General features: G+C 70.8%; 25 protein-coding genes. 1 reads left to right on the forward strand and 24 read right to left on the reverse strand.

Annotated features, from left to right (window positions below):
* Window positions 1-87: 87 nt before the first annotated feature.
* The 24 genes from NLX94_RS34330 to NLX94_RS34445 all read right to left on the reverse strand — a co-directional run bounded on the left by NLX94_RS34330 (window position 88) and on the right by NLX94_RS34445 (window position 23722).
* Window positions 88-429, reverse strand: coding sequence for a nuclear transport factor 2 family protein (locus NLX94_RS34330; RefSeq protein WP_243334431.1), 342 nt, complete (start codon window positions 427-429; stop codon window positions 88-90).
* A gap of 26 nt (window positions 430-455) precedes the next feature.
* Complete coding sequence (locus tag NLX94_RS34335) at window positions 456-1979, reverse strand: ATP-binding protein (protein WP_254387162.1); 1524 nt, start codon at window positions 1977-1979, stop codon at window positions 456-458.
* Window positions 1976-3253 carry an MFS transporter gene (locus NLX94_RS34340; RefSeq protein ID WP_254387164.1) on the reverse strand — a complete coding sequence of 426 codons (1278 nt, stop codon included), beginning with the start codon at window positions 3251-3253 and terminating at the stop codon, window positions 1976-1978. The genes NLX94_RS34335 and NLX94_RS34340 overlap by 4 nt, the downstream gene beginning before the upstream one ends.
* A 35-nt stretch (window positions 3254-3288) precedes the next feature.
* Window positions 3289-4116, reverse strand: coding sequence for a xanthine dehydrogenase family protein subunit M (locus NLX94_RS34345; RefSeq protein ID WP_254387166.1), 828 nt, complete (start codon window positions 4114-4116; stop codon window positions 3289-3291).
* Window positions 4113-6518 (reverse strand): xanthine dehydrogenase family protein molybdopterin-binding subunit, encoded by a 2406-nt coding sequence (locus NLX94_RS34350; RefSeq protein WP_254387168.1) that lies wholly within the window; start codon window positions 6516-6518, stop codon window positions 4113-4115. Before NLX94_RS34350 ends, NLX94_RS34345 begins: the two co-directional genes overlap by 4 nt.
* A 5-nt stretch (window positions 6519-6523) precedes the next feature.
* On the reverse strand, window positions 6524-7051 hold the full coding sequence (locus NLX94_RS34355; protein ID WP_254387169.1) for a (2Fe-2S)-binding protein: 528 nt from the start codon (window positions 7049-7051) through the stop codon (window positions 6524-6526).
* Entirely contained in the window at window positions 7036-7650 is a 615-nt protein-coding gene (locus NLX94_RS34360) for an NAD(P)-binding domain-containing protein (protein ID WP_254387171.1), read from the reverse strand. Before NLX94_RS34360 ends, NLX94_RS34355 begins: the two co-directional genes overlap by 16 nt.
* A gap of 39 nt (window positions 7651-7689) precedes the next feature.
* Window positions 7690-9174 (reverse strand): aldehyde dehydrogenase, encoded by a 1485-nt coding sequence (locus NLX94_RS34365; RefSeq protein WP_254387172.1) that lies wholly within the window; start codon window positions 9172-9174, stop codon window positions 7690-7692.
* Window positions 9175-9216: 42 nt separating this feature from the next.
* On the reverse strand, window positions 9217-9963 hold the full coding sequence (locus NLX94_RS34370) for a type 1 glutamine amidotransferase domain-containing protein (protein WP_254387175.1): 747 nt from the start codon (window positions 9961-9963) through the stop codon (window positions 9217-9219).
* 88 nt (window positions 9964-10051) lie between these two features.
* Window positions 10052-10807: a MinD/ParA family protein gene (locus NLX94_RS34375; RefSeq protein WP_254387177.1), complete on the reverse strand. Its 756-nt coding sequence runs from the start codon at window positions 10805-10807 to the stop codon at window positions 10052-10054.
* Window positions 10807-12066: a PP2C family protein-serine/threonine phosphatase gene (locus tag NLX94_RS34380; RefSeq protein ID WP_254387179.1), complete on the reverse strand. Its 1260-nt coding sequence runs from the start codon at window positions 12064-12066 to the stop codon at window positions 10807-10809. Before NLX94_RS34380 ends, NLX94_RS34375 begins: the two co-directional genes overlap by 1 nt.
* Window positions 12048-12485 (reverse strand): anti-sigma regulatory factor, encoded by a 438-nt coding sequence (locus NLX94_RS34385; protein WP_254387181.1) that lies wholly within the window; start codon window positions 12483-12485, stop codon window positions 12048-12050. Before NLX94_RS34385 ends, NLX94_RS34380 begins: the two co-directional genes overlap by 19 nt.
* A 38-nt stretch (window positions 12486-12523) precedes the next feature.
* Window positions 12524-12835 carry an STAS domain-containing protein gene (locus tag NLX94_RS34390; RefSeq protein ID WP_254387182.1) on the reverse strand — a complete coding sequence of 104 codons (312 nt, stop codon included), beginning with the start codon at window positions 12833-12835 and terminating at the stop codon, window positions 12524-12526.
* Window positions 12836-12871: 36 nt separating this feature from the next.
* Complete coding sequence (glgX, locus tag NLX94_RS34395) at window positions 12872-15007, reverse strand: glycogen debranching protein GlgX (RefSeq protein ID WP_254387184.1); 2136 nt, start codon at window positions 15005-15007, stop codon at window positions 12872-12874.
* Window positions 15004-15348, reverse strand: coding sequence for an STAS domain-containing protein (locus NLX94_RS34400; protein WP_254387186.1), 345 nt, complete (start codon window positions 15346-15348; stop codon window positions 15004-15006). Before NLX94_RS34400 ends, glgX begins: the two co-directional genes overlap by 4 nt.
* A 36-nt stretch (window positions 15349-15384) precedes the next feature.
* Window positions 15385-17205 (reverse strand): AGE family epimerase/isomerase, encoded by a 1821-nt coding sequence (locus NLX94_RS34405; protein ID WP_254387187.1) that lies wholly within the window; start codon window positions 17203-17205, stop codon window positions 15385-15387.
* A gap of 1 nt (window position 17206) precedes the next feature.
* A complete protein-coding gene (locus tag NLX94_RS34410; RefSeq protein ID WP_254387189.1) occupies window positions 17207-17641 on the reverse strand; it encodes a VOC family protein in 435 nt (144 codons plus the stop codon).
* Entirely contained in the window at window positions 17641-18279 is a 639-nt protein-coding gene (locus tag NLX94_RS34415) for a DJ-1/PfpI family protein (protein WP_254387191.1), read from the reverse strand. Before NLX94_RS34415 ends, NLX94_RS34410 begins: the two co-directional genes overlap by 1 nt.
* On the reverse strand, window positions 18272-19876 hold the full coding sequence (locus NLX94_RS34420) for a GMC family oxidoreductase (protein ID WP_254387192.1): 1605 nt from the start codon (window positions 19874-19876) through the stop codon (window positions 18272-18274). The genes NLX94_RS34415 and NLX94_RS34420 overlap by 8 nt, the downstream gene beginning before the upstream one ends.
* Before the next feature lie 11 nt (window positions 19877-19887).
* Entirely contained in the window at window positions 19888-20268 is a 381-nt protein-coding gene (locus NLX94_RS34425; protein ID WP_308402612.1) for a nuclear transport factor 2 family protein, read from the reverse strand.
* A 4-nt stretch (window positions 20269-20272) separates the two neighbouring features.
* Entirely contained in the window at window positions 20273-20728 is a 456-nt protein-coding gene (locus tag NLX94_RS34430; RefSeq protein ID WP_254387194.1) for a nuclear transport factor 2 family protein, read from the reverse strand.
* A 20-nt stretch (window positions 20729-20748) separates the two neighbouring features.
* Complete coding sequence (locus tag NLX94_RS34435; RefSeq protein WP_254387196.1) at window positions 20749-21180, reverse strand: nuclear transport factor 2 family protein; 432 nt, start codon at window positions 21178-21180, stop codon at window positions 20749-20751.
* A gap of 26 nt (window positions 21181-21206) precedes the next feature.
* A complete protein-coding gene (locus NLX94_RS34440; RefSeq protein ID WP_254387197.1) occupies window positions 21207-22862 on the reverse strand; it encodes a thiamine pyrophosphate-binding protein in 1656 nt (551 codons plus the stop codon).
* A gap of 35 nt (window positions 22863-22897) precedes the next feature.
* Window positions 22898-23722, reverse strand: coding sequence for a type 1 glutamine amidotransferase domain-containing protein (locus NLX94_RS34445; protein WP_254387199.1), 825 nt, complete (start codon window positions 23720-23722; stop codon window positions 22898-22900).
* A gap of 287 nt (window positions 23723-24009) precedes the next feature.
* On the opposite strand from NLX94_RS34445, the gene NLX94_RS34450 reads away from it, so the two are divergent.
* The gene (locus tag NLX94_RS34450; RefSeq protein WP_250741351.1) at window positions 24010-24282 is read left to right on the forward strand and encodes a UBP-type zinc finger domain-containing protein; all 273 of its coding nucleotides are present in this window, start codon (window positions 24010-24012) and stop codon (window positions 24280-24282) included.
* Window positions 24283-24434 lie beyond the last annotated feature (152 nt).

Below are 24434 nucleotides of genomic sequence, written 5' to 3' on the forward strand. Positions count from 1 at the left end.
TTCTTGCATATATCTACGGCTGTCGCGCATACGGGGAGGGTGCACTTCCCCACCCTCCCCGCACACGCTACCCAGAGATTTCCGAAATCAGCCGCCGAATCCGGCAGTCTGCCGCCAGATCCGGCCATCGCGGACGACGAGCGTCCCGAACGCGTGCTCCGGTTCGCCGTTCAGGTTCATGATCGCCCGGTAGAAGATCGTGTCGTCGGTCTCCACGTACTCCTGGAGCTCCACGAGGGTGGGCTTGACCGTCAGGTAGCCGGTGAAGGTCTCGCGCACCGCGTCGATGCCGACGGAGACCCCCTCGAAGCGCAACAGCACCGCGTCGTCGGTGTAGTTCTTCATGACCGCCTCGATGTCCAGGGCGGCGAGCGCGTCCATCTGCCGGACGAACACCGGGTGCAGCGTGGAGATGTCGTACTTGGGCATGTCGACTCCCTTTCAGCTCTTCGATTTCAACTCTGCGATGAGGACGGAACGGTTGGGTCCATGGCGGGTACGGCCGGCACGGCACAGGACGGGTCCGTCCCGGACAGCGGCAGCCGGACGGTCATCCGGGTCTCCCCCGGCCGCGAGCGGGCCGTGATCGAACCGTGGTGGCGCTGGGTCACGATGCGGTAGCTGAGGTGCAGCCCGAGCCCCGTCCCCTTCCCCACGTCCTTGGTCGTGTAGAAGGGTTCGAAGATCCTCGGCAGGGACTCCTCGGGGATCCCCGAGCCGGTGTCGGCGATCTCCACCACCATGCAGACGCCTTCGACCCGGGCCCGCAGGGTGAGGGTTCCGGCGCCGTCCATGGCCGCCGCGGCATTGTCGACCAGGTTGGTCCACACCTGGTTCAACTCGCTCGGATAGCCCGTCAGTTCGGGCAGGTCGGGGTCGTACGCGCGCACGATCCCGATCCCGGCGAGCTTGGCACGCAGCACGACCAGCGTGTTCTCCAGTCCGTCGGTGACGGCGAACCGCTGCTCGGGCGCCCGGTCGAGATTGGCGTAATCCCGGGTGGCCGACACCAGCTGCGAGATCCGCGGACCGGCCGCCCGCAGCTCGGCGGCGAGCGAGCGGATCTCCAGGAGGGCCGCCAGATGGTCCAGGGCCGCGGGCAGCGCCGGCTCGCCGATCCCCTCCAGCCGGTCCAGCAGCCCGCCGAGGTCCATTCCGAGATCGGAGACCCCCGAGCCGAGCAGCACCGCCCGCTCCGCGCCCGCTTCCTCCGCCCAGTCGGCGATCGCCTCCTCTGCGTCCGCCTGGGCCAGCGGATCGGTGACCACCGGCGGCGCCGTCTTGTCCAGCTCCCCGGCGAGCCGGTCGAAGACGGCACGCTCGGCGTCCGTGGCGGCCGCCCCCCAGGCCTGGGCGGAGCGGGTCAGCTGCTCCAGCGCGGGCGCCAGTTCCTGTGCGGCGCGGGCCACGGCGGCGGCGGGGTTGTTCAGCTCGTGCGCGAGGCCGGCCGCCAGGGTGCCCAGGGCCTCGACGGTGGCCCGTTTGCGGGCCTGCACCTCGGAGGACTTGATGCGCCAGGCCAGTACGGGGATCAGTACGGCGGCCACCCCGTGGCAGCGGGTCAGCATCTCGAAGAAGACCGGCTTCGGGTACGCCACCACGGTGGTGGCCGGCCCGCTCGCCGCGGCCGTGGCCACGTACGCCCCGTCCGTCAGCAGCGGCAGTTCGCCGGTGAAGCGGTGGGCGGCCGAGGGTTTGCCGTCGTGGTCCTCGGCGGCCGCGCTCTCCTCCTCGGTGGAGTGCCGGGTCAGGACCTCCTCCCGGCCGTCGACGACCTTGGTCACCACCAGGCCCCCGGAGAGCAGGACGTGGAAGCCCGTGGCCTCCTCCCCGTCGCGGAAGAGGAGCTCCCCGTCGGCGAGCACCCTCGGTTCGGAGACGGAGACCAGCCAGTCCAGCTGCTCCTCCGTGAGCCCCTCGAAGATCTCCAGTGCGCGCAGGGCGGTGCGCAGCGCCGCGGTGCCCGGGATCCCGCTCATGCGGCGCCCCCTTCCGCCCGGTTCCGGGCCGCCAGCCGCAGGGTGGCCAGCAGGGCCAGCGCGCACACCCCGGCGACGGTGGCCATGAAGCCGACCGCGGTGCGGTGCAGGCCGTGGACGTTGGTGAGCAGTCCGGCCAGCACCGCCGGCACGCTCATCGCGAGGTACGCGAACACGTAGACGGCTGCCGTCAGTTCGCCGCGGTGGGCCGGTTCGGCCAGGGCGCTCAGTGCACGGAAGGAGCCGAGGAAGGCGGCTCCCCAGCCGGCCCCGAGCACCGCGGTCGCCGCCAGGAACACGGGGGCCGAGCCGAGTCCGAGCGCGAGGAGCACGAGGGCCAGCCCGCCGAGCAGGCCGAGCAGGCCGAGGACGGCGGTGCGCAGGGCCTCGGTGCGGCCCAGCAGGAGCTGGGCGGCGGTGGCGGCTCCGGCGAGGAGGGCCACGGTGGCGCCGCCGACGAGGTAGTTGGTGCTCTGCAGGAGGGAGAGGGCCAGGTGCGGGCCGAGCGAGAGGTAGAAGCCGCCGACCGACCAGACGGCCACGATGGTCAGGATCAGCACGGCGAAGCGGCCGCGCACGGGGGCGGGGATGTGGATCCGGTGCGGGGCGAGCGCGAACCGGCCCCCGCCCGCCCGCCCCGGGGCGCTCTCCGCCATCCGGGCCACGCCGATCAGGCAGCCGGCGAAGGCCCCGACGAGCAGCAGGTAGGTCAGGACGGTCGGAGCGGGTGCGTACTGCACGAGCAGCCCGGCCCCGATGCCGCCGAGGCCGATCCCCACGGTCGGGCCGGCGCTGTTGACCTGGGCGCCGAGCGCGGGCCGGGCGCTGGGGGCGAGTTCCAGCAGGGCGGCGCCCATGGCCCCGGTGGCCAGGCCCACGGCCAGCCCCTGGACGGCGCGGGCGGCGAGCAGCAGGCCGAGCCCCTGGGCCGAGGCGAACAGCCCCATGGCGACGATCGCGAGGACCAGCCCGGCGGCGAGCACGGGCCGCCGGCCCAGGGTGTCGGACAGGGAGCCGAACAGCAGGAGTCCGGCGAGCACGGTGACGGCGTACAGGGCGAAGACCACCGTGATCATGCCGGAGGACAGGCCCCACTCCTGCTGGTAGAGCACGTAGAGGGCCGAGGGGACGGAGGAGGAGAGCATCAGCAGGACGAGGACCGCGCCGACCACCCGGAAGCCGGAGCCTCCCGGTGCGCCGGCGGCGCCGGCGGCTGGACGCAAGGTGACCCCCGTGGTGGTGGCGGACCGCGCGGTCCGTGCTGTCGTGGGCAACGGTTCCACTGCTTCAACTCCCCCGTCGTGGGCGGTCAGGCGGCTGCCTGCACGGCCCTCGTGAGCGCGCGGGCGGTGAGTACGCCCGCAAGGTGGCCGAGGTACTCGGCCGAGGTGCCGCGCCCCGGGACGAACAGCTCCCGGGGTTCGGCGCGGAAGGCCGCGAGCACGGCCTCCGTCGTGTACGGGCCCCCGCCGATGCGTTCCTCGACCCCGCGCAGCCGCAGGGCGCGGGCGGTGGCTCCGGTGACCGCAATGCGCGGCCCGTCGGGGGTGATCCGTACGGCGGCGGCGCAGACCGGGTAGCGGGTGGCCCGGTCGGCGGTCTTCTCGAAGGCGGCGCCGCCGCCCGAGCCGGACGGGACGTGCAGGGCGGTGATGACGGTGCCCGCGGGGACCCCGGAGGCGGCCAGTTCCTCGGCGGTGAGCGTGGACACCCCGCCGGGACCGGCCAGTTCGGCCGTGACGCCGGCGGCGATGGCGGCGACGGGCAGGTCGGTGGCCCGGCCGCGGGCGGCGAGGTTGCCGCCGGCCGTGCCGAGGTTGCGGACCTGGGGGTCGCCGTTGGCGCGGGCGGCGGCGGCGAGTTCCGGGGCCCCGGCCAGCACCAGGGGGTCGGCGGCCAGCTCGGCCAGGGTGGTCAGTGCCCCGATCCGGAGCCCGCCGGGCACCGGCTCGATCCCCCGGAGCTCTTCCAGCCTGCGGAGGTCGACGAGCAGGGAGGCCCGGTCCTCGCCGGTGCGCAGCCCGGGGAGCAGGCTCTGCCCGCCGGCCAGCACCCGGGCGCCGGGGCGGCCGGCCAGCAGGGTCAGGGCCTCGTCGAGGCCGACGGGGCGTACGTAGTCGAACTCGGCGAGGATCACTGGGATTCCCCTCTCAGGCGGCGCCAGACCTTCTCGGGGGTGACGGGCATGTCGATGTGCCGGACGCCCAGGTCGGACAGGGCGTCGACGACGGCGTTGACGACGGCCGCGGCGGGCGGCACGGTGGCGATCTCGCCCGCGCCCTTGGCTCCCAGCGGGTTGTGCGGGGAGGGGGTGACCGTCTTGTCGAGGGTGAAGAAGGGCGCGTCGGCGGCGCGCGGCAGGGCGTAGTGGTTCAGGTCGCGGCTGACGAGCCGCCCGTCCGTGTCGTACTCGGCGTGCTCCATGAGGGCCTGGCCGAGGCCGTGCAGGATGCTTCCCTCGATCTGGCCGAGGACGATCTTCGGGTTGCCGATGTTGCCCGCGTCGTCGACGGCCGTGTAGGCCACCACCTCGGTCTCGCCGGTCAGTTCGTCGATCTCGACGACCGCCACGTGCGTCCCGAAGGGGTAGTTGAAGTCCGGCGGGTCGAAGTGGGTGGTCTCGTCGAGGGCGGGCTCGATCTCGGGGGGCAGCCCCCAGCCGTACCACATGGCCATCGCCAGCTCGGCGAAGGTCTTGGTGTTCTCCTCGTTGCCCTCCTCGAAGACCTTGCCCTCCCCGTAGACGACCTTCTCCTCGGGGACGCCGAGGAAGACGGCTCCGGCCCTGACCAGCTTGCTCTTGATCTTCCGGGCGGTGAGGGCGACGGCCGGCGCGGCCATGCTGTAGGAGCGCGATCCGTAAGTCCCCTGCCCGTACGGGGCTTTGAGCGTGTCCCCCTCGTACACCTGGACCTGCGCCGGGTCGATGCCGAGCTCGTCGGCGGCCACCTGCGCGAAGACGGTGCCGTGGCTCTGGCCGGTGGAGGCGGAGCCGACGGTGACGGTGACCTCGCCGGTCGGGTGGACGCGGATGTTCGCGCTCTCCCAGGTGCCGCCGAGCATGCCCTCCTGGGACATCCGGGTGGAGGGGCCGACGCCGCAGATCGCCACGTAGGAGGCGATGCCGACGCCGAGCCGCTTGCCGCGGGCGCGGGCCTCGGCCTTGCGGGCGGGCATTCCGGCGTAGTCCGAGAGCTCGATGGCCCGGTCGAAGTTGCGCTGGTAGTCGCCCGAGTCGTAGGTCCAGCCGAGGCCGTTGTCGTACGGGAACTTCTCCTTCGGCACCAGGTTCTTGCGGCGCACCGCCGCCGGGTCCATGCCGATCTCGCCGGCGTAGCGGTCCACGAGCCGCTCCATGAGGAACGCGGCCTCCGCGCGTCCGCTGCCGCGCTGGGCGCCGAGCGGGACGGTGTTGGTGAAGGCGGCGTAGACCTCGCAGAAGGCGGCGTCGATGTCGTACATGCCGCTGATGGAGCGGCCCATCAGGGCGGTGGCGACACCGGGGCCGATGGTGGAGGGGTAGGCGCCGAGGTTGGCGTAGCTGGTGCAGCGCACGGCGGTGATCCGGCCGTCGCGGGTGCCGGCCAGGGTGACGTGCTGGCGGTGGTCGCGGCCCTGGACGGTGGAGTTCATCAGCCCGGTGCGGGTGTCGACCCATTTCACGGGCCGGCCGAGCGCCTTGGAGAGCAGCAGGACCAGCGGCATGTCGGGGTACAGGTACCCCTTGGTGCCGAAGCTGCCGCCGACGGTCGGGGCCACGACCCGGAGCTTGTTGAAGGGGATGCCGAGGACCAGGGCGGAGAGCAGGAAGCGGTGGTTGTGCGGGCCCTGGGTGGAGGCGTACAGGGTGTACTCGCCGGTGGCCGCGTTGTAGTCGCCGACCGCGCCGCGCGGCTCGATGGGGCTGTTGATGGTGCGCTGGTTGACGAGATCGAGCTCCACCGTGACCTCGGCCGCGGCGATGGCCGCGTCGGTGCGGTCCTTGTCCCCGCAGGTCCAGTACGCGTTCAGGTTGCCGGGGACGGCTTCGTGGAGCTGGGGCGCACCTTCGGCGAGGGCCTCGTCGGCGCGGGTGACCACGGGCAGCGGCTCGTACTCGACGGAGAGGGCGGCGAGCGCGGCGGCGGCCTGGCGCGGGGTCTCGGCGACGACCACGGCGAGGGGGTCGCCGACGTGGCGCACGGTGTCGCCGGAGAGCACCGGGCGGGAGCCCGGGAGTCCGTAGGGGTGGGGCGGGAAGTGGCTCTCGACCCCGCCGGGTATCCAGATGCAGGGCAGCGGCATCACGTCGGCGAAGTCGGCCGCGGTGGCCACCTTCAGCACGCCCGGCAGCTGCTCGGCGGCCTTGGTGTCGATGGAGAGGATCTTCGCGTGGGCGACGGGGCTGCCGAGGATCGCCATGTGGGCGGTGCCCGGCAGGTCGATGTCACCGACGTACGTGGCCTCCCCGCGCAGCAGCTGCGGGTCCTCGCGGCTGTCCAGCGGCTGTCCGAGCACGCCGTTGCCCTGGAGCGGGGTCTCCCCCGTGACTGCGGTCATCTCCCTCACCCCTCCTGTCCGGACGCGGCGGCGGTGGTGGCCGGCTGCACGGGCGCCTCCGCGCGGGCCGCGGAGCAGGCGCGCTGCACTCCCCGTACGACGCTGTGGTAGCCGGTGCAGCGGCACAGGTTGCCGGTGAGCCACTCGCGGATCTCGGGCTCGGTGGGCGCCGCGCGGTCGCAGGTGTTATCGACCAGCTCGCCCAGGGCCATGACCATGCCGGGGGTGCAGAAGCCGCACTGGGTTCCGTGTTCCTGGCGCAGGGCCTCCTGGAGGCCGCTGAGTTCACCGCCGGGGGTGGTGACCCCCTCGATGGTGGTCACGACGGAGCCGGCGGCCGCCGCGGTGAGGATCAGGCAGCTCTTGACGGAGCGGCCGTCGAGCCGGACGACGCAGGTTCCGCACTGGCCGGTGTCGCAGCCGACCTTGGTGCCGGTCAGCCCGAGCCCGTCGCGGAGCCGTTCGACGAGCAGTTCGTTCGGCCGGGCCGCGAACTGCTCGGGTCTTCCGTTGACGTTCAGTGAGAGGTCCATGCCAGCGCCTGCGCTTCCGTGAGCGGCCGGTTGAAGAGGGGTCCGCCGGGCTGCTGGAGAATTCCTCCGGAGTGCAGCGGACCGGTGTCCACGGGAGCGAATCCGAGATCCGTGATGATTCCCGCGACGATTTCCTTTGCTTTCCCGTCATCGCCCGCCGTGAAATGGGCCAGTCGCGGACCACCGGAAGTGCCGGCGACGGCGAGCGTCTCGAAATGCATGGTGTTCAGGGATTTCACGGTCCGGGCGCCCGGATACCATTCCGCGACGAGTTCGCTGGATCCCCGCCCGCCGAGGTCCCGTGGTGCTCCCGGGCCGCTGAACGCGTTGGTGGCGTCGACCAGCACCGTGCCGTTCAGGGCGTCCGGGGGAAGCAGCCCCCGGACGCCGTCGAACGGCAGCATCAGCACCAGGACTTCGGCCTGGGCCGCGGCCTCGGCGGGGTACGCCGCCGAGGCCGCGGGGCCCAGTTCGGCCAGCAGGGCCGCGAGGCTCCGAGGGCCCCGGGCGTTGGCGAGCACGACCTGGTGGTCCGCCGCCACGAGGATCCTGGCCAGGGTCGATCCGATCCGGCCCGTTCCGATGATGCCGATCCGCACGGGGGCTCCTCAGGTGGTCTCAGGGGCGAGCGGGGGACGTCAGTCCATGCCGATCCAGACCGACTTGGTCTGGGTGTAGCTCTCCAGGGACTCGGGGCCGCACTCGCGCCCGTAGCCGGAGGCCTTGTAGCCGCCGTAGGGCACGGCGGGGTCGTACTGGTTGTAGCAATTGACCCAGACGGTCCCGGCCTTGATCTGCGAGGCGACCCGGTGGGCGCGCCGCAGGTCCTTGGTGTGGACACCGGCGGCCAGGCCGTACGCGCTGTCGTTGGCGATGCGCACGGCGTCCTCCTCGGTGTCGAAGGGGATGATCGACAGGACGGGTCCGAAGATCTCCTCCTGGGCGATCCGCATGCCGTTGTCCACGCCCGTGAAGATGGTCGGCAGGAAGTACAGGCCTTCGGAGGAGGCTCCTTCGGGGGTCCAGCCGGTGCCGCCGGTGCGCAGGACGGCGCCTTCCTTCTCGCCGACCTCGATGTAGGAGCTGACCTTGTCGAACTGCCCGCGGTGGGCGAGCGGCCCGAAGAGGGTGGCCGGGTCGCGCGGGTCCCCGGGCCGCAGGGCGGCCGCGCGGGCCACGAGCCGTTCGACCATCTCGTCGTGGATGGGGCGGTGCAGCAGCAGCCGGGAGCCGGCGGTGCAGATCTCGCCCTTGTTGTAGTAGATGCCGAAGAAGGCGAGCTCCTCGGCGGCGTCGAGGTCGGCGTCGGCGAAGACGATGTTGGCGGACTTGCCGCCGAGTTCCATCGTCACCTTCTTCAGGGTGCCGGCCGCCTTGCGGATGATCGACTGGCCGACCGAGGTGGAGCCGGTGAAAGCGATCTTGTCGATGCCGGGGTGTCCGGTGAGGGTCTCACCCAGTTCCACGCCCGGACCGGTGATGACGTTCAGCACCCCGTCCGGGATTTCCGCCTCCTGGAAGAGCTCGGCGATCTTCAGGGCGGTGAGCGGGGTGGCCGGCGAGGGCTTGTGGACCACCGTGTTCCCGGCGGCGAGGGCCGGGGCGATCTTGGTCATCGACAGGAGCAGCGGGAAGTTGAAGGGGGTGATGGCGCAGACCACGCCCAGCGGTTCGCGCAGGGTGTACGCGAGCTGCCCGCCGGCCGGAGCCCGGGAGGAGCCGTCCACCCGGGTCACGGCGCCGGCGTAGTAGTGCATGAGCTGGGCGGCCATGGGGGCGTCGACCGTGGAGGAGAAGGCGAACGGCTTGCCCATGTCCACGGTCTCCAGCAGGGCGATCTCCTCCAGGTCGCGCTCGATGAGCTCCCCGACCCGGTTCAGCCGCAGCGCGCGTTCCTGGGCGGACAGTCTGCTCCAGGGACCTTCCTCGTACGCCGTGCGGGCGGCGGCCACGGCCGCGTCCGCGTCGGCGGCGGCCGCCTGGGCCACCGGCACGATCTCCTGGCCGTCCACCGGGCTGATGTCCGGTTCGGTCCGGCCGTCCCGGGCCGGGACCCAGGTGCCGCCGATGAACAGTTTCCCGGGGTTGGCCAAGGGCTGGTCGCTGAGCGCGCGCTGGGTCATGGCTGTGGCTGCCTTCCGGTTTCGGGTGCGAGGGGCAGGGCGCTACGGCTGGCCCTGCGCGAGCTGACGTAAGAACGTCTCCGCGAGGGCCTTGGAGGAATAGGGGTTCTGGCCGGTGGTGAGCCTGCGGTCCACCACGACGTGCGAGTCCCAGATCGCGTCGGCCTTCTCGTAGCGGGCGCCGAGCCGGGTGAGTTCGGCCTCCAGGATCAGCGGGAGCCGGCCCGCCATGTTGGTGACGAGCTCCTCGCTGTGCGAGAAGGCGGTCATCCGGTAGCCCGCGAAGGGCCACTGGCCCTCGCCGTCGCGCAGGGCCAGCAGGGCGGTGTGCCCGTGGCAGACGGTGGCCAGGGGCTTGTCCTGGGCGATGGCCCAGCGCAGGATCTGCGCGAGCTCGTCGGACTTGGGCAGGTCGCCGATGGCCCCGTGGCCGCCGCTGATGTAGATGCCGTCGTAGCCGGCGATGTCCTTCTCGCCCAGGGTCTCCAGGGCGATCGGGTGTCTCAGCTGCGGGGTGTTCTCGATGACACGGGTGTACTCCAGGGCGCTGGCCGTGTCGGTGTCCGCGGAACCCTGGGGGCGGACCCACTGGAGGAACTGGGGGTCGATGCTGGTCTGGTCGACCGTCGGCGCCTGCCCCCCGATCGTCGCCACGTCCACGGTGTGGCCCGCGTTCCTGAAGAGGGTGTAGGGAACGGTGAATTCCTCGGCCCAGAAACCCGAGGGGTGTTGTTCCCCGTCCAGCAGATGAAGCGTGGCCTTGGCCGTCATGACGACGAGAATCTTCATGACTCTTCTCCTTGGTCTGAAAGGGCCGACTGCGCTGGATTCGCTGCCGATTCAACACGCCCTCCGCAAGGGGCGTAAGGTCCGGACGTCAGGCCCGCGATACTTCGTCACGTGCGTCCAACGCCGAGATGATGGTGCGGAATTCACCGACCAGGGGGTGGTCGGGATGGGCTTCGGAGAATATGCGTTCCCCGTGGAGCGCCGCCATTTGCGGAACATAGGGAAGGATCCCGGCCAGGGGGGTGCGGTAGAACTCCTCGGCCAGGAGCCGGGCGGCCTCCCGGTCGATGCCCTCGGGCGCCATGCTCATCACCAGGGTCCGCCGGCACGCGAGCCGGCCGGTCAGGGCGATGGTCTCCCGGGCTCCGAGCAGGTCGATCCGGTCGGCCCGGGCCATGATCAGCAGGACGTCGGCGCTCGCCATCGCGGTGACCGACTCGTTGTTGAGCCCGGCATGGGTGTCGAGGAGCAGGACGTCCAGGGCGTGGTGCACGGACAGCCGGTCGAAGCCCTCGGGGAGCAGCCCCACGTCGTATCCGGTGGTCATGAGCTCCCGCAGGGCCGCCGTCCCGGTCCGCGCCGGTACGACGTACAGGCTCCCGCGGCCGCGGGCCGTGGCGACCTGCTGGGCGGCGGCCTCGATCTCGCACCGGCCGAGCAGGTAGTCGGCGAGCGAGGGGCCGGGGCAGAGCCGGAAGAGCAGGTCCAGGGTGGGCGACTGGATGTCCGTGTCCACCACCCCCACCCGGCGCCCCTCGCCCGCCAGGAGCAGGGCCAGGTTCGCCAGTACCGAGGACTTTCCGGTGCCGCCGCGGTACGAGTGCACCACGATGGTCCGGGTCATCAGGCCACGACCCGGCACTCGGCGCCGCCCGCGTGCGGCCCCCGCGCCGCACGTGGCCGGTGCAGGGCCAGCATGGTGACGTCGTCGTGCTGTTCGGCTGTTCCGGTGTGTTCGCGTACGGCCTTGTCCATCCGGGTGACCACCTCCCTGCCGCTGACCGGGGGTCCGGACAGCAGCTCCAGCATCCGCTCGTCGCCGAGGAAGCCGCCGCTCGGGCAGCGCGCCTCCGGCACTCCGTCGGTGAACACGAAGAGCGTGTCGCCCGGGTTCAACTGGGCGTAGCCGAGCGTGTACACGCAGTCCGGCAGCACCCCGACGGCGGGGCCGGTCACCTCCAGCGTGCGCGGTGCGCCGCCCTCCGCGTCCAGCAGGAGCGGCGGATTGTGGCCGCCGTTGATGTAGACGAGGGATCCGGTGAGCGGGTCGAGCACCCCGAAGAAGAGGGTGGCGAAGTAGCCCTGCCGCAGGTGGTTGCGGGTCAGGTAGCCGTTGGTGGCGGTGACCGCGTTGAGCAGCGGTGTGGCGCCCACCACGGGGATGCGCCGGCTGTTGCCGGTGCGGCCCTCGGCCACCAGGTGCTGGAGGCCGCTGTTCTCGGCGGTGTGCCGCAGCAGGGAGCGGATGAGCGCCATGAAGAGCGCGGCTCCGACCCCCTTGTCGCAGACGTCGGCGACCACGAAGGCCAGGCGCCGGCCGCGGGAGAGTTCGAAGACGTCGTAGAAGTCCCCGGCGACCTGCCGGGCGGGCCGGAAGCAGACGTCGATCTCCCAGCCTTCGGGGACCGGCAGTGATTCCGGCAGGAAGCCGGCCTGTATCTCGCGGCCGATCTCCAGTTCCTTCTCGTAGCCCATGAGTTCGGCGCGGGCGTCGGCCTCCCGCAGGGTGCGGCCGAGTCCGGCGCGCTCCGAGCAGCTGTGCAGCCGGGCCCCGACGAGGGCGGGCAGGAAGGGGGGTACGAGGTAGTCGTGGCCGATCCGGACGTGTTCCTCCAGGGCGGCGAACTCCGTCACGGTCCAGACGACCACGATGGGAGCCCCGGCCCAGCGGCGCAGCCGGCGTACGGCGGTCCGTACGGATTCACCGTCGGCCTGGGCCGGGGCGAGCAGGACGTCCGCTTCGGGCAGCTCCTCCAGGGGGCCGGCCAGCAGTTCGGCCAGCGTGCGCGGTACGAGTGCCGCGCCCATCTCCTCGAGTGCTCCGAGGAGTTCGAGGGGTGGTGGCGGGTACTCGTCGAGGATGATCACGGTCGTGGAGGGCATGGGTCCGTCCCCTCAGCCATCACAGTCAGCGTGCTGATGTTGCGGCCGTCCCTGCGTACGTAGTCGAACTCGTCCACGCTGGTCAGTGCGAGGTGGATGCCGAGTCCGCCGATCCGCCGCCGCTCGGGGGCGGTCCGCGCATCGGGCGGCAGCCGCCCCCGGACGGGGTCGAAGGCCGGGGCCCGGTCCTCGAGCGAGATCCGTACCCGGCCCGGCCCGGAGCGGCCCCGGACGGTGATCCGTCCGTCGCCGCCCCGGTACCCGTGCATCACGATGTTGGTGGCCAGCTCGTCCACGGCCAGCCGGATCCGGTACGAGGCGCCTCTGCCCAGGCCCGCGCTCCCGGCCAGCCGCAGGACGAGCGCGGCGATGTCGTCCAGGGCCCCCAGGGTGGCGGGCACTTCCAGTTCGGCGGACATCCTCGCCGTCCTGACTCCGACCGCCTCGTCCATCGGACTCAGTCGTCGGAGAGCACGATGCTGCGGTCGAGTCCGGCCGTCCGGATGGTCCGGGAGACGGGCTCGATGGCGCCGACCACCTTGATGGTGACGTGCTCCCCCACCTTCTGCTGGGCGAAGACCAGGGAGCGCAGTCCGGCGCTGGCCATGTAGCCGACCCCGGCCATGCGGATCTCGACGGTGCTGGTGCCGTGGCCGGCGGCCTTCTCGATGGTCTGGTGGAAGTCCGGCGCGGTCCTGGCGTCCAGTTCGCCCTCCAGCTCGATCACGGTGGTGTCGCCCTCGATGCTCAGGGACACGGAAAGCGGCATGTCAGGTCTCCTTCGGTACGTGGACTGGAGCGCGGGCTAGAGCTCGGCGTCGGGCGTGCGGCCGACGAGGATCACGACCGAGCGCGGGCCGATCAGGTACTTGCCGGCGTTCTCCAGTTCGAGTTCGGCGCCGGGGGTACGGATGTCGTACGGGGCCTCGGCCCCGGTGTCCGCGAACAGGTGCCAGCTGCGGCCGCCCGGCAGGGCCGGGAGTTCCAGGTCGTGCGCCTCCCAGTGGGAGTTCATGGCCGCGTACACCACGTCGTCGTCACCGGTGCCGCAGCGGGCCACCGCCAGCAGCCGGCTCTCCGCCGACCAGTCGGGCTGCCAGGCCCGCTCCCCGTGCCAGCTGATGTCGGGCAGCCCGAGGGTGTCGCGGAGCTGTCCGGTGGGGTGGGAGGTGGAGCGCAGTTCGCGGTGGCGCCCCCGGAAGGCGATCATCTCCCTGGTGAACCGGAGCAGTTCGGCGTTCTCGTCGACCTGGCTCCAGTCGAACCAGGACAGTTCGTTGTCCTGGCAGTACGTGTTGTTGTTGCCCTGCTGGGTGCGCGCCACCTCGTCGCCGGACAGCAGCATCGGGATGCCCTGGCTGGTGAAGAGGATGGCCAGGGCGTTCTTCATCTGGCGCAGCCGCAGCGCGTTGACCTCGGGATCGTCGGTCGGCCCCTCGGCTCCGCAGTTCCAGCTCGCGTTGTCGTTGCCGCCGTCGTTGTTGCCCTCGCCGTTGGCCTCGTTGTGCTTGTCGTTGTAGGAGACCAGGTCGGCCAGGCTGAAACCGTCGTGCGCGGTCAGGAAGTTGACCGAGGCCGAGGTCCCGCGGGTGGAGTAGAGGTCGGGCGAGCCGGCGATGCGGGTGGCGAGTTCCCCGGTGATCCCGGGGTCGCCCTTGAGGAAGCTGCGCACGGTGTCGCGGTACTTGCCGTTCCACTCCGCCCAGCGGCCGTACGCCGGGAAGTTGCCGACCTCGTAGAGGCCGCCGGCGTCCCAGGCCTCGGCGATGAGCTTGGTGTGCCGCAGGACGGGGTCGTAGGCGAGCAGTTCCAGCAGCGGCGGGTTGGGCAGCGGGGTGCCGTCCGGGGAGCGGCCGAGGATGGCCGCGAGGTCGAAGCGGAAGCCGTCGATGTGGTAGTCGGCCACCCAGTGGCGCAGGCAGTCGAGGACGAAGTTGCGCACGACGGGGTGGTTGCAGTTGACGGTGTTGCCGGTGCCGCTGAAGTTGAAGTAGTACCCCTCGGGCGTGAGCATGTAGTACGTGGCGTTGTCGAGCCCCTTGAAGGAGATGGTGGGGCCCTGCTCGTTGCCCTCGGCGGTGTGGTTGAAGACGACGTCGAGGATGACCTCGATGCCGGCCGCGTGCAGGTCCTTGATCAGGGTGCGGAACTCGTCGCCCTGCATGCCGTAGCGTCCGGTGGCCGCGTAGCCGGCCTTGGGGGCGAAGAAGGAGACGGTGTTGTAGCCCCAGTAGTCGAAGAGCTGCTCGCCGGTCTCCGGGTTGGTGCGCGGGTTGTCGCTCTCGTCGAACTCGAACACCGGCAGCAGCTCTATGCAGTTGATCCCGAGCTCCTTCAGGTACGGGATCTTCTCCCGCAGCCCGGCGAAGGTACCGGGGGCGGTGACCTGCGAGGAGGGGTGCCGGGTGAAGCCGCGCACGTGGGTCTCGTACACGACGAGGTCCTCGGCCGGGATGCCCAGCGGGGTGTCGTCGCCCCAGTCGAAGTCCTGGAGGCAGACCCGGGAGCGGTACTGGTAGCCGCGGCTGCGGTCCGGCTCCACGCCCCACACGTCGCGGCCGGCGATCAGCCGGGCGTACGGGTCGGAGAGCACCTGGCGGGCGTCGAAGCGGTGCCCGGTGACGGGGTCGTAGGGGCCGTCGGCCCGGTACCCGTACTCGATGTTCTCGTGGTCGAGGCCGAAGACCGTCATGGCGAAGACGCTGCCGGTGCGGAATTCCTGGGGGAACTCCAGCTCGGCCATCGGCTCGGGCTCTCCGCGCTTGTAGATGACCAGGGTCATGGAGGTGGCCTGGTCGGAGTAGACCGAGAAGCTGACCCCGCCGGGGACCACGTTGGCCCCGAAGGGGAAGGGCTTGCCGGCCCGGACGCGGTACCCGCCCACCTCGTGGGTCGGGTACGCGTCGACGCGCAGCACCTGTTCGGAGGCCGGCTCGCTCATCGCGCGGCCTTCGCCCTGGAGGCCGCCGCTGCGGCTTCCCCGGTGGAGAAGAAGTCGAGGAAGCCGGTGGCCGACATGACGAACCGGACTTCCTCGCTCACCCCGTAGAGGGTGACGGCGACCCCGGCGTGCTGGGCTTCGCGGTAGACGACGAGCAGGGTGCGCAGCCCGGCGCTGGAGACGTAGGTGACGGCCGTCAGGTCGATGCGCAGCGGCCGGCCCTCGCGGACCAGCGGCAGCAGCGTCTGCAGCAGCGATCCGGAGGTCTCGCTGTTGATCTCGCCGGTGGCGACGAGCACGGTGCCCGCCTTGTTGCGGCGTTCCTTCACGTTCAGGGTCATTGCTTTCCCCTCTGAGTGGGGCGCCCCCGTTGAGCGCTACTGGGCGGTCGGGCGCAGCCGGACCTTGACCTTGACGCGGCCCTGGACGTCGGGCAGCCGGACGGTGAGCCCGTCGGCGTCGAAGTCCGTGTACGGCTTCTCGTCGATCTCGACGGACGCGATCCGCACCGAGCCGGCGGGGAGCAGGTCGGGCGAGACGCGCAGCACGCGGTCGGGCAGGTTCGTCGGGTCGGGCTGGAAGTGGAAGTCCATCTCCCGGCCGTTGATGAGCAGGTTGTTGTAGACGGCGGAGAGGTAGCAGAGCTCCGCCGAGTGGTACATGGACATCGAGTGGCTGCCCTTGAGCCGTTCGGTCCCGAGCAGGTACGGGGTCCCGCTCGCGAGGACGTTGAAGTAGACGGCTCCCTCGTCGTGGTCGAGGAAGAAGGTGTTGTAGAAGGCCTCCGCCTGCCGGGCCTCGCGCAGGAAGCCGTCACCGCCGACGGTGCCGTTCAGGATCAGGTAGGCGAGGATCGCCTGCTCCTGCTGCCACCAGGCCTTGCGGTCGTGCCAGGCGAAACGATACGTCTCCTCGTCCCCGGACTTGACGCGCTCGACCACGTCGTACCAGCCGCCGCGCTGCACGTCGCTGCCGACGGCCGGCATGATCTCGCCGATCTTGCGCGCGAGCTGCTCGTAGGCGGGCTTGGCCTTCAGCGAGTTCATCCGCATCAGGTTCCAGGCGATCTTGAGGTTGTGGCCGACCACCGCGCGGTTCTGCTGCCAGCTGTGCGCGGTGTCGTGCGACCAGTCGCGGAAGAAGCGCTCCTGGACGAAGGGGCTGTTCTTGTAGTCCGGGAACTTGTCGGCGATCGTGTCGAAGGTGTACTCGAGGAAGTCCGCGTAGCGCTGCTCCCCGGTCGCCAGGTACAGGTTGATCAGGTACGCGGGCGCGTGGTCGCCCACCGAGTTCCAGTTCTTGCGCTCCGCGTTCTCCCCGAGGGACTCGTGGTCGGCGCTGAAGAGGATCGGGTCGATGTGCGAGTAGTAGCCGCCCTGCTCCGGGTCCTTGAAGAACTTGTCGAAGAGCCGGATGGTGGCGTCCGCGTCGTTCTTGATCCGGATGTCGCCGGTGACCCGGTAGGTCTGGATCGGGCCGGCCAGCGCGTAGATCTGCTCGTACATCGGGATCGCGTCGTAGTCGTCGGAGAACTCCGAGGTGAACAGCTTGCGTTCGGTGTCCCCGTCCACGCTGATGCCGTGGTACCAGAAGACCACGTCCTCCTCGCCGTCCACGACGCGCATGTGCTTGCGCAGGTACTCGGTGCCGCGCTCGGCGACCTCCAGGTACTCGTCCTTGCCGGTCAGCAGGTAGGCCGAGGCCATGCCGTAGACCAGGCGGGAGATCGTGTCGGTCTCCTGGACGTGGCTGGCGGTCTTGTCACCACCGAGCCGGATCTCGGTGCGGTACTGGGTGAAGTCCACCGGCCCGTCGCCGAACTGCGCCCGCTTGTAGAAGTCGGCCAGCGATTCGATCTGCTTGATCCACCAGCTGGGCTCCTCGAAGCGGTAGTCCTCGGCCCCGCGGCCCAGGAACACCAGGCGCTTGGCCTCGAAGCGGCCGCCCTGCTCGGGGTAGTGCAACCCGTAGACGTAGAGGAACCGTCCCGGAGAGAGCATCTCGTCGATGTGCCCGGAGGCATCGATGTACGGCTCGTCCAGGTTGCGGACCAGCTCGGCGCTGGGGTCCCCGGTCAGGGAGACGTCGAACTCGCGGCCGTCCGAGGTCTTCAGCCGCAGCAGCCGGGACCCGGAGTCGAAGCGGCCGACGTAGCCGGCGATCGTGTCGGAGAAGGAGAAGCTCACGGCGTCCGCCATGTCATGCACCGTCCTTGTCGTGTTGACCGTGTTCGTCCTCGAATCCCTGGCTGACCTCGACGATCACCCCGTCGGGATCACGGATCCACACGGTCCGCCACCCGCAGATGAAGTCGTCGAAGTCCAGTGGCCCCAGGGTCACTTCGGCCGCGTCGCCGAGCGTGGCCAGGAAGCCGTCCACGCTGTCGGTCTGGAAGGCCAGGTGGCGCATCCGGCCCGCCGCCGCCGGCCCGTCGTGGTGGGCCGTGTCGGCCCGCTCGGTACCCGCCGCGAAGAGCTCCAGGTACACGTCCCCCTGTCGGAGGAAGATGATCTGCGCGTCTCCGAGGTCGACCACCCGGGCCCGGGTGAAGCCGAAGTACCGGGTGTAGAAGTCCTCGGTGGTCTTCTGGTCGGCGCAGTTCAGGCCCACGTGCGACCAGACCATGGGGGCCATCAGCCGGTGCCCCGGCGGCTCTGGTCCGCCCGGGCCCGCGCGCCCCGCCCGGCGGCGATCAGCTCGATGATCCGGCGGGCGAACAGGTGGTGGTGGGCCCCGGTGCGGCCGGTGACCAGGTCCCCGTCGACCACCACGTCCTCGTCCACGTACTCGGCGCCCATGTTGCGGACGTCGCCGATGAGGTTGTTGTGGCAGACGACCTTGCGGCCGCGCACCTGGTCCGGGATCGAGGCGGCCAGCCACATGCCGTGGCAGATGATCCCCTTGAGGACGGCCGGCTCCCCGAAGGCCCGGCGCAGCAGCTCCGTCGCCGGGGCCAGGACGTCCACGTCCTCGGTGTAGCGCAGCCGGTCGGCCACCATGCCCGAGGGCACGATGATCGCGGCGTACCGGCGCAGGTCCTCGTCGCTCAGCCCCTCCAGGGACTTCTCCGCGGTGAAGGGAGCCCGGTACTCGTGCCCGGAGAAGGTGATGGAGTCGTTGCCCCACAGCCGGGTCAGGAAGTCGACCTCGGCACCCTCCTCCGCGAAGCGGTGCTGGTAGTAGAAGATCTCCGGCTCGTAGAAGTCGCTCTCGACCAGGACCGCGATCCGCGTTCCGGTCAGCGCGCCCTCGCGCAGGACCGCGTCAGGCACGGGACACCCCCTTCAGGAAGTCCGCCGCGCGCTCGGCGATCATCGCGATGGCGGTGTGGCAGTTGCCCGACGGCACGGCGGGCATCACGCTCGCGTCGACGACGCGCAGGTTCCGTACGCCGTGCACCCGCAGCTCCGGGTCGACGACGGAGAGGTCGTCGATGCCCATGCGGCAGGAGCCGGCCTGGTGGTGGTAGCTCTCCGACTTCTGCTTCACGAAGGTGCGCAGCTCCTCGTCGGACACGTAGCCGGGCCCGGGCTGGAGCTCCTGCTTGTACCAGGGCGAGAAGGCGGAGGTCGCGAAGAGCTCCCGGGCGGTCTTCACGCCCTGGACCATCCGCTCCAAGTCCCAGCGGTCGCCCAGGTAGTTCGGGTGGATCAGCGGGTGGGCCAGCGGATCGGCGCTCGCCAGTCGGATCCAGCCGCGCGAGACCGGCCGTACGACGCCGGGCAGGATGGACACCGTGTTCGGGTGGTCCTGGCCGACGATCACGTCGAACGGCACGTGCACGAAGGCGATCTGCAGGTCCGGCGCCGGCAGTCCGGGCCGGGACGAGAGGAACAGCGCGCTCTCCGACAAGTTCTGTGCGGGCGGCGGCAGTTCCTGGGTGACCTCGGCCATCAGCCCGGTCAGGACGTGGTTGTGGAAGTTCTCGCCGACCCCGGGCAGCTCCGCGACCGTCCCGATGCCGTGCTCCCGCAGCTGCCCGGGATGCCCGATCCCGGAGAGCAGCAGCAGCTTCGGGGACTCGATCGCCCCGGCGGCCACGATCACCTCCCGGCGGGCCCGTACGGTGTGCAGCCCGGGCTCTTCCGCGCTGCTGTGGCCGTCCCGCACCGTCCGGCCCGGTATCCCTGCGGGGGCTTGCAGCTGGACGTACTCGACACCCGTGCAGGTGTCCCCGTCGAAGAGCAGCCGGGTGCTCTGCGCACTGGTGCGCAGGGTCAGGTTGGGGCGGTCGAGGGCCGGCTCCAGGTAGGCGGCGAGGACGCCCTGGCGGCGGCCGCCGGCCACGTCGATGTGGTGCCAGCCGGCGCCGAAGAGTCCGCGCCGGGGCCCGTCGGTGTTGAAGTCGGCGATCTCCTGGTGGCCGAGCTCGACGGCGGCGTCGATGAAGGCCCGGGAGACCGGATTGGGGCCGTGCAGGCCCGCGTTGGTGATCCGCTGGGGCCCGCGGGTGCCGGTGGTCGGCGCGGTGGCGTCCTCCTGGCCCTCCAGCAGCGAGAAGTAGGGCAGTACGTCCTCGTGCGCCCAGCCGGCCGCGCCCTGGTAGGCCCAGTTGTCGAAGTCCGAGGCGTGGCCCCGGATGTGCATCATGATGTAGAGGTTGCTGCTGCCGCCGGGGGCCTTGCCGCGCGGTTCGTAGGTGCGGCGGCCGTCCAGGCCGGGCTGCGGGACGCTGGTGTAACCCCAGTCGACGGGCCCGCCGAGCAGCTTGTACCAGGAGGACGGATCGTCCACCTCGGGAGGGATGCGGCCCGCCCCCGCCTCCAGCACCAGGACGGTGACGTCCGGGTCCTCGGAGAGGCGGTTGGCGAGGACGCTGCCGGCGGTGCCGGATCCCACGACGACGTAGTCGTACTCGTTCACGGCCATCGCGCGCCCCCTCAGCCCTGGCCGAGCACCTGGAAGGGAACCGTGTCGTGGTAGTTCGCCATGTAGGCGATCCTTCCGTCCACGATCCGGAAGAAGTTCATGACCTCGGCCTCGATCTCCGCCCCCGAGGGGGTGACCGCGGTCAGGTGGGAGACGGCCGCGGCCTTCTCCCCGTCGACGAGGAAGTGCACGGGCTCGTTGCGGAACACCCGGTACATCGTCCCCATGCCCTTCATCATCGACCGCAGCGTCTCCAGGCCCTCGATGTGGCCGGCGAGCTGCTCGTCCATGACCTGGTCCTCGGCGAACAGGTCGCACCAGGCGTCCCAGTCACCGACGTTGGCGTACTCGTAGTACTTCTGCAAGATCTGCCGCGCGTCCATGGCGCTCATCCCCCTACTGGTCCCTGCGGGTTCCGTCCGGCGCGAAGGGCGCCCAGAACTGGCTGAAGGCCGTGGCCGTGTCGCCGAACAGCCCGTCGTGGCCCTCGACGATCCGGCCGTCGCGCCAGCGCATGAAGTGGAAGACCGGGTAGTCCATCCGCTCGTACGGGGAGCTGCTCGACTCGTCGGCGCCGCCGCGCACGGCCACGTTGCGGCAGACGTCCGCACTGCAGTCCTCGCCCACGAGGACCGCCTCGATGTCCATCCGGAAGGTGCCGCCCGTGAGCTTGTGGGTCTGGCCCATCAGCTCCAGGAAGGCGTCCAGGCTCTCGTACCAGCCGGCGAGCGGATGGTTGCCGGGGACCTGCCAGCGCAGGTCCTCCGCGTAGTACTCCAGGATCCTGGCCCGGTCTCCGGAGCCGAGGGCGCGGTACGCCGCCTCGACCCGCTCCCGTGTCACTTCGGTCATCGTCGCTTCTCCTGCGGGGCTCAGAGGGAGGCGGAACCGGGCATGGGCGCCAGTTCGTTGACGGTGTACTCCCGGATCAGCGGCCCGTCGGGGCCGGCGACCACGGTCCAGGTCTGGTCGGCGTCGAAGCCCAGCCACACGCTGCGGGCGGCAGGCGGGTCCCAGATCTTCGCCTGCCAGTTGACGAGGACCCGGACGACGGCCCGGTCGCCCTCGATGACGGGCTCCACCTTCGTGACCGTGTGCACCTCGTCGAAGAACCGGTTCGTGACGGCCTCGTACCAGCGGCCGAAGCCCTGGTGGCCGAGGAAGGTGTCCTCGGGGACCTTGAACTCCAGGTCCTCGGTGATCAGGGACAGCACCTGGTCCGGCTGGACGTGCCGGTCCAGGGCCACGTACCACTTCTCGGCGAAGGCGCGGATCGCGTCCTCGGTCAGCCGCTCGGCGGGCATGCGGTCTCCTCCTGTCTGTGGCGGTGTCAGATCTGTATGTCCACGAGGAACGGCCCGGGGTGGGCGAGCATCCGGCCCACGGCAGCGATCGCCTCGTCGGGCTTCTCCACCCGCATCCCGCCCGCCCCGAGCGACCGGGCCAGAGCGGCGAAGTCGATCTCGGGGTGCGAGAGGTCGAAGGAGCCCGGGAAGCCGTGCTCGGGAATCTCCCGCTCCCGCCAGTACTGGGCGATGTTGTCGTCCAGCAGCCGGTACTTACGGTTGTTGCAGACCACGAACTTGGCCTCGATGCCGTGCCGGGCCGCGGTCCACAGCGCCTGGTAGGTGTACATCGAGCCGCCGTCGCCGGCGAAGCCGACGACGAGCCGCTCCGGCCGGGCCAGCTTCACGCCGACCGCGCCCGGGAAGCCCACGCCCAGCGAACCGCCCCGGGTGAGGTGGTAGTCGCCCGGGCGCTCCGGCGGCAGGTACCGGGTGACCAGCGGGGAGGTGGTCAGCGCCTCGTCGAAGACGATCAGGTCCCCGCCCGTGCGCTCGGCCAGGGTCCGCAGGAAGACCGCCATCGGCGAGCCGTCCGCCTCCATGGCCTCCCGCTCGGCCTGGCCCGCCCGCACCCGCTGCCGGGTCCGCGCGTCCAGCCGCCCCGCCGCCGCCGCCCGCTGTGCGGGGGTGAGCACCCGTTCCAGTACGCCGGCCAGGGCGCGCAGCGCCTGCCGGGGATCGGCGGCGAGCCCGAGGTCCACCGGGTGGTTCTTGGCGATCTCGTAGGCGTTCAGGTCGATGTGCACGACCTTCGCGCCGGCCCGGAAGGGGCTCTCCAGCTCCGGGAACACCTCGGGGAAGACGTACGTGCCGACGATCAGCACCCCGTCCGCGTTCCCGATCAGCTCTTTGCTGTGCGGGCCGAACATGTGGCCCGTCTGACCGCGGCGCAGCGGGTGCGAGGCCGCGATGTTCACCTCGGAGGAGTCGACCTCGAACACGTCGGCGCCGAGCAGCTCGGCGACGGCCACGAGCTCGCGCTGCGCCCCGGAGAGCGCCACCCCGTCCCCGACGAGGACGACCGGCCGCTCGGCGGAGGCCAGCAGCTCGGCCGCCCGCCCCACCGAGGCCGCCGAAGGGGCCACGTCCGTGAGCGGCACCGTGGCGGGCAGGACGAGCTCGGAGTTGAGCTCGTCCAGCACGTCCATGGGCAGCGCCACGAACACCGGGCCGCGCGGCGGGGTCAGGGCGATCTTCACCGCCCGGCGGATCGTGCGCAGCACGGAGTGCCGGTCGGTGACCCGGGTCGCGTACTTGGTCACCGGCTTCGCCATCGCCACCAGGTCCGAGGCCATCTGCGCGTCCATGGCGTCGTAGCGCACCCCGGCGTCACCGGCGACCACCACGATCGGGGTGTGGCCGCGCAGCGACTGGTAGAGCATGCCGATGCCGTTGCCCAGCCCCACCCCGGAGTGGAGCTGGAGCAGCGCCGCCCCGCCGGTGGCGCGGGCGTAGCCGTCGGCGATGCCGGCGGCCACCGTCTCCTGGAGGGCGAGGACGTAGTGGAAGTCCTCCGCCGCGTCGACCGCGTCGAGGAATCCCTGTTCCACCGTCCCCGGATTTCCGAACATGACGTTCAGGCCGTCGGCCTTGAACTGGTCGATCAGCCTTTCCCGTCCGGGAGTGGCTCCAGAACCCATCGAACTCCCCCTCCTCTTCCCGCGGGTGTCGTGAATTACCAGCCGTACCGGGTGAGACCGTTCTCCAGGACTTCCACGATCTTCTGCCCGGTCAGATACGAGTCGGGGGTCGAACGACCGGTCACGAAGGGGAAGTCGACGATGACGGAAAGGGGATGGCCGAAATTCCCGATGTACGCGCCGCGCGGCCCGGTGGCATCGCGCAGGATGTACTCCAGCGGATATGGCGGCGGCCCCATGTTGAAATCGGTGCCGAGGAATCCGGTGCCGTCCTTGTAGTCGTACTCCTTGCAGTGGCCGGTCACGTGCTTGCCCCAGATGATGCTGCGGCGGTCGCCCCAGTCCCGGGCGAAGGCCAGGCAGGCGACGCCGTAGCACTCGGCCGCGACGACCTTGCCGGCGTTCTTGAAGGCGAGGATCAGGGCGTGCACGCGCTCGTTGTTGGCGAGGTCCACGATCGGACCGCTGCCGCCCACGACGAGCACCGCGTCGAAACCGGCGATGTCGGCCTGGAGCTTGTCCAGATCGCGGTGGTACTGCTCCAGCTTGGGCAGATAGGCCGGGTCGCTGGTGTACGGGCGCTCCGGGGCCCACGCTTCGATGTCGAGGGGGGAGTCGAGCCGGCTCGACTGCTCGAACTCCCGGCCCAGCCGGGCGTTCTCCTCGGTGGTGACCGAACGTCCCAGCGGAGGATCGATGTAGTTCGCGTCGAGGCTCGGCGGGAGAGCGTGGGCACGCTTTCCGGTCGGCGTGGCGAATACGACTTCATAGCCCTGCTCGTCGAACTGGGATACGGGGCCGATCAGTTCCTCGGCCCAGTAACCGTGTTCGGAGACAATGACCAGAATCTTTCTGCTCACGGATTCCTCCAGGCGCCGCCTGTTGTCGTTGGCGTCCCCCACACTGGCCGCGCCCGGGGTTCCCGTCAAAGCGCTGGTGTGCGACTTCGTGAGGTAGTCGCCGAGGTCGTGGGGGCACCTCAGGAAGTCGTCCGTCGATGTCATGAAGTAGCTTCCGGACTACCTGACTTCGGCCGAATCCCTGAACCCCGAACGGCGCCCCGCCTTATGGTCTGGACGCGTCGGAATCACGGGCGCGCGGCAATCACGGGCGCGGAGCGCGAGAGCGCGAGAGAGGGACGGGGACGATGACGATGGACCTGTTGTGCACCCACATCGAGTCGATACGTCCGGTGAAACCCGGCACCGAGGGCTGCGAGGAGTGCCTCGTCTCCGGTGACACCTGGGTGCACCTGCGGATGTGCCTGAGCTGCGGGCACGTCGGCTGCTGCGATTCCTCGAAGAACCGTCACGCCACCCGGCACTACGGGACCACCGCGCACCCCATCGCGGCCTCCCACGAGCCGGGCGAGGACTGGGCCTGGTGCTACGCCGACAAGCTGATGCTGGACCCGGCGTGAGCGCGGCCCGGGAGAGGGCCGCCGCGACCGGCCCCGCCGCGCACGCGAACACCGCGGCCACCGCGGCCACCGCGGCCACCGGCACTGCGACCACGAGCGCCGCGCCCCGGAGCACCGCCGCCGCGACCGCCGAAGCCGCGTCGCGCGCGGAG

This window comes from Streptomyces sp. TBY4 (assembly GCF_024213195.1).
In the GTDB taxonomy this organism is placed as follows: Bacteria; Actinomycetota; Actinomycetes; order Streptomycetales; family Streptomycetaceae; genus Streptomyces.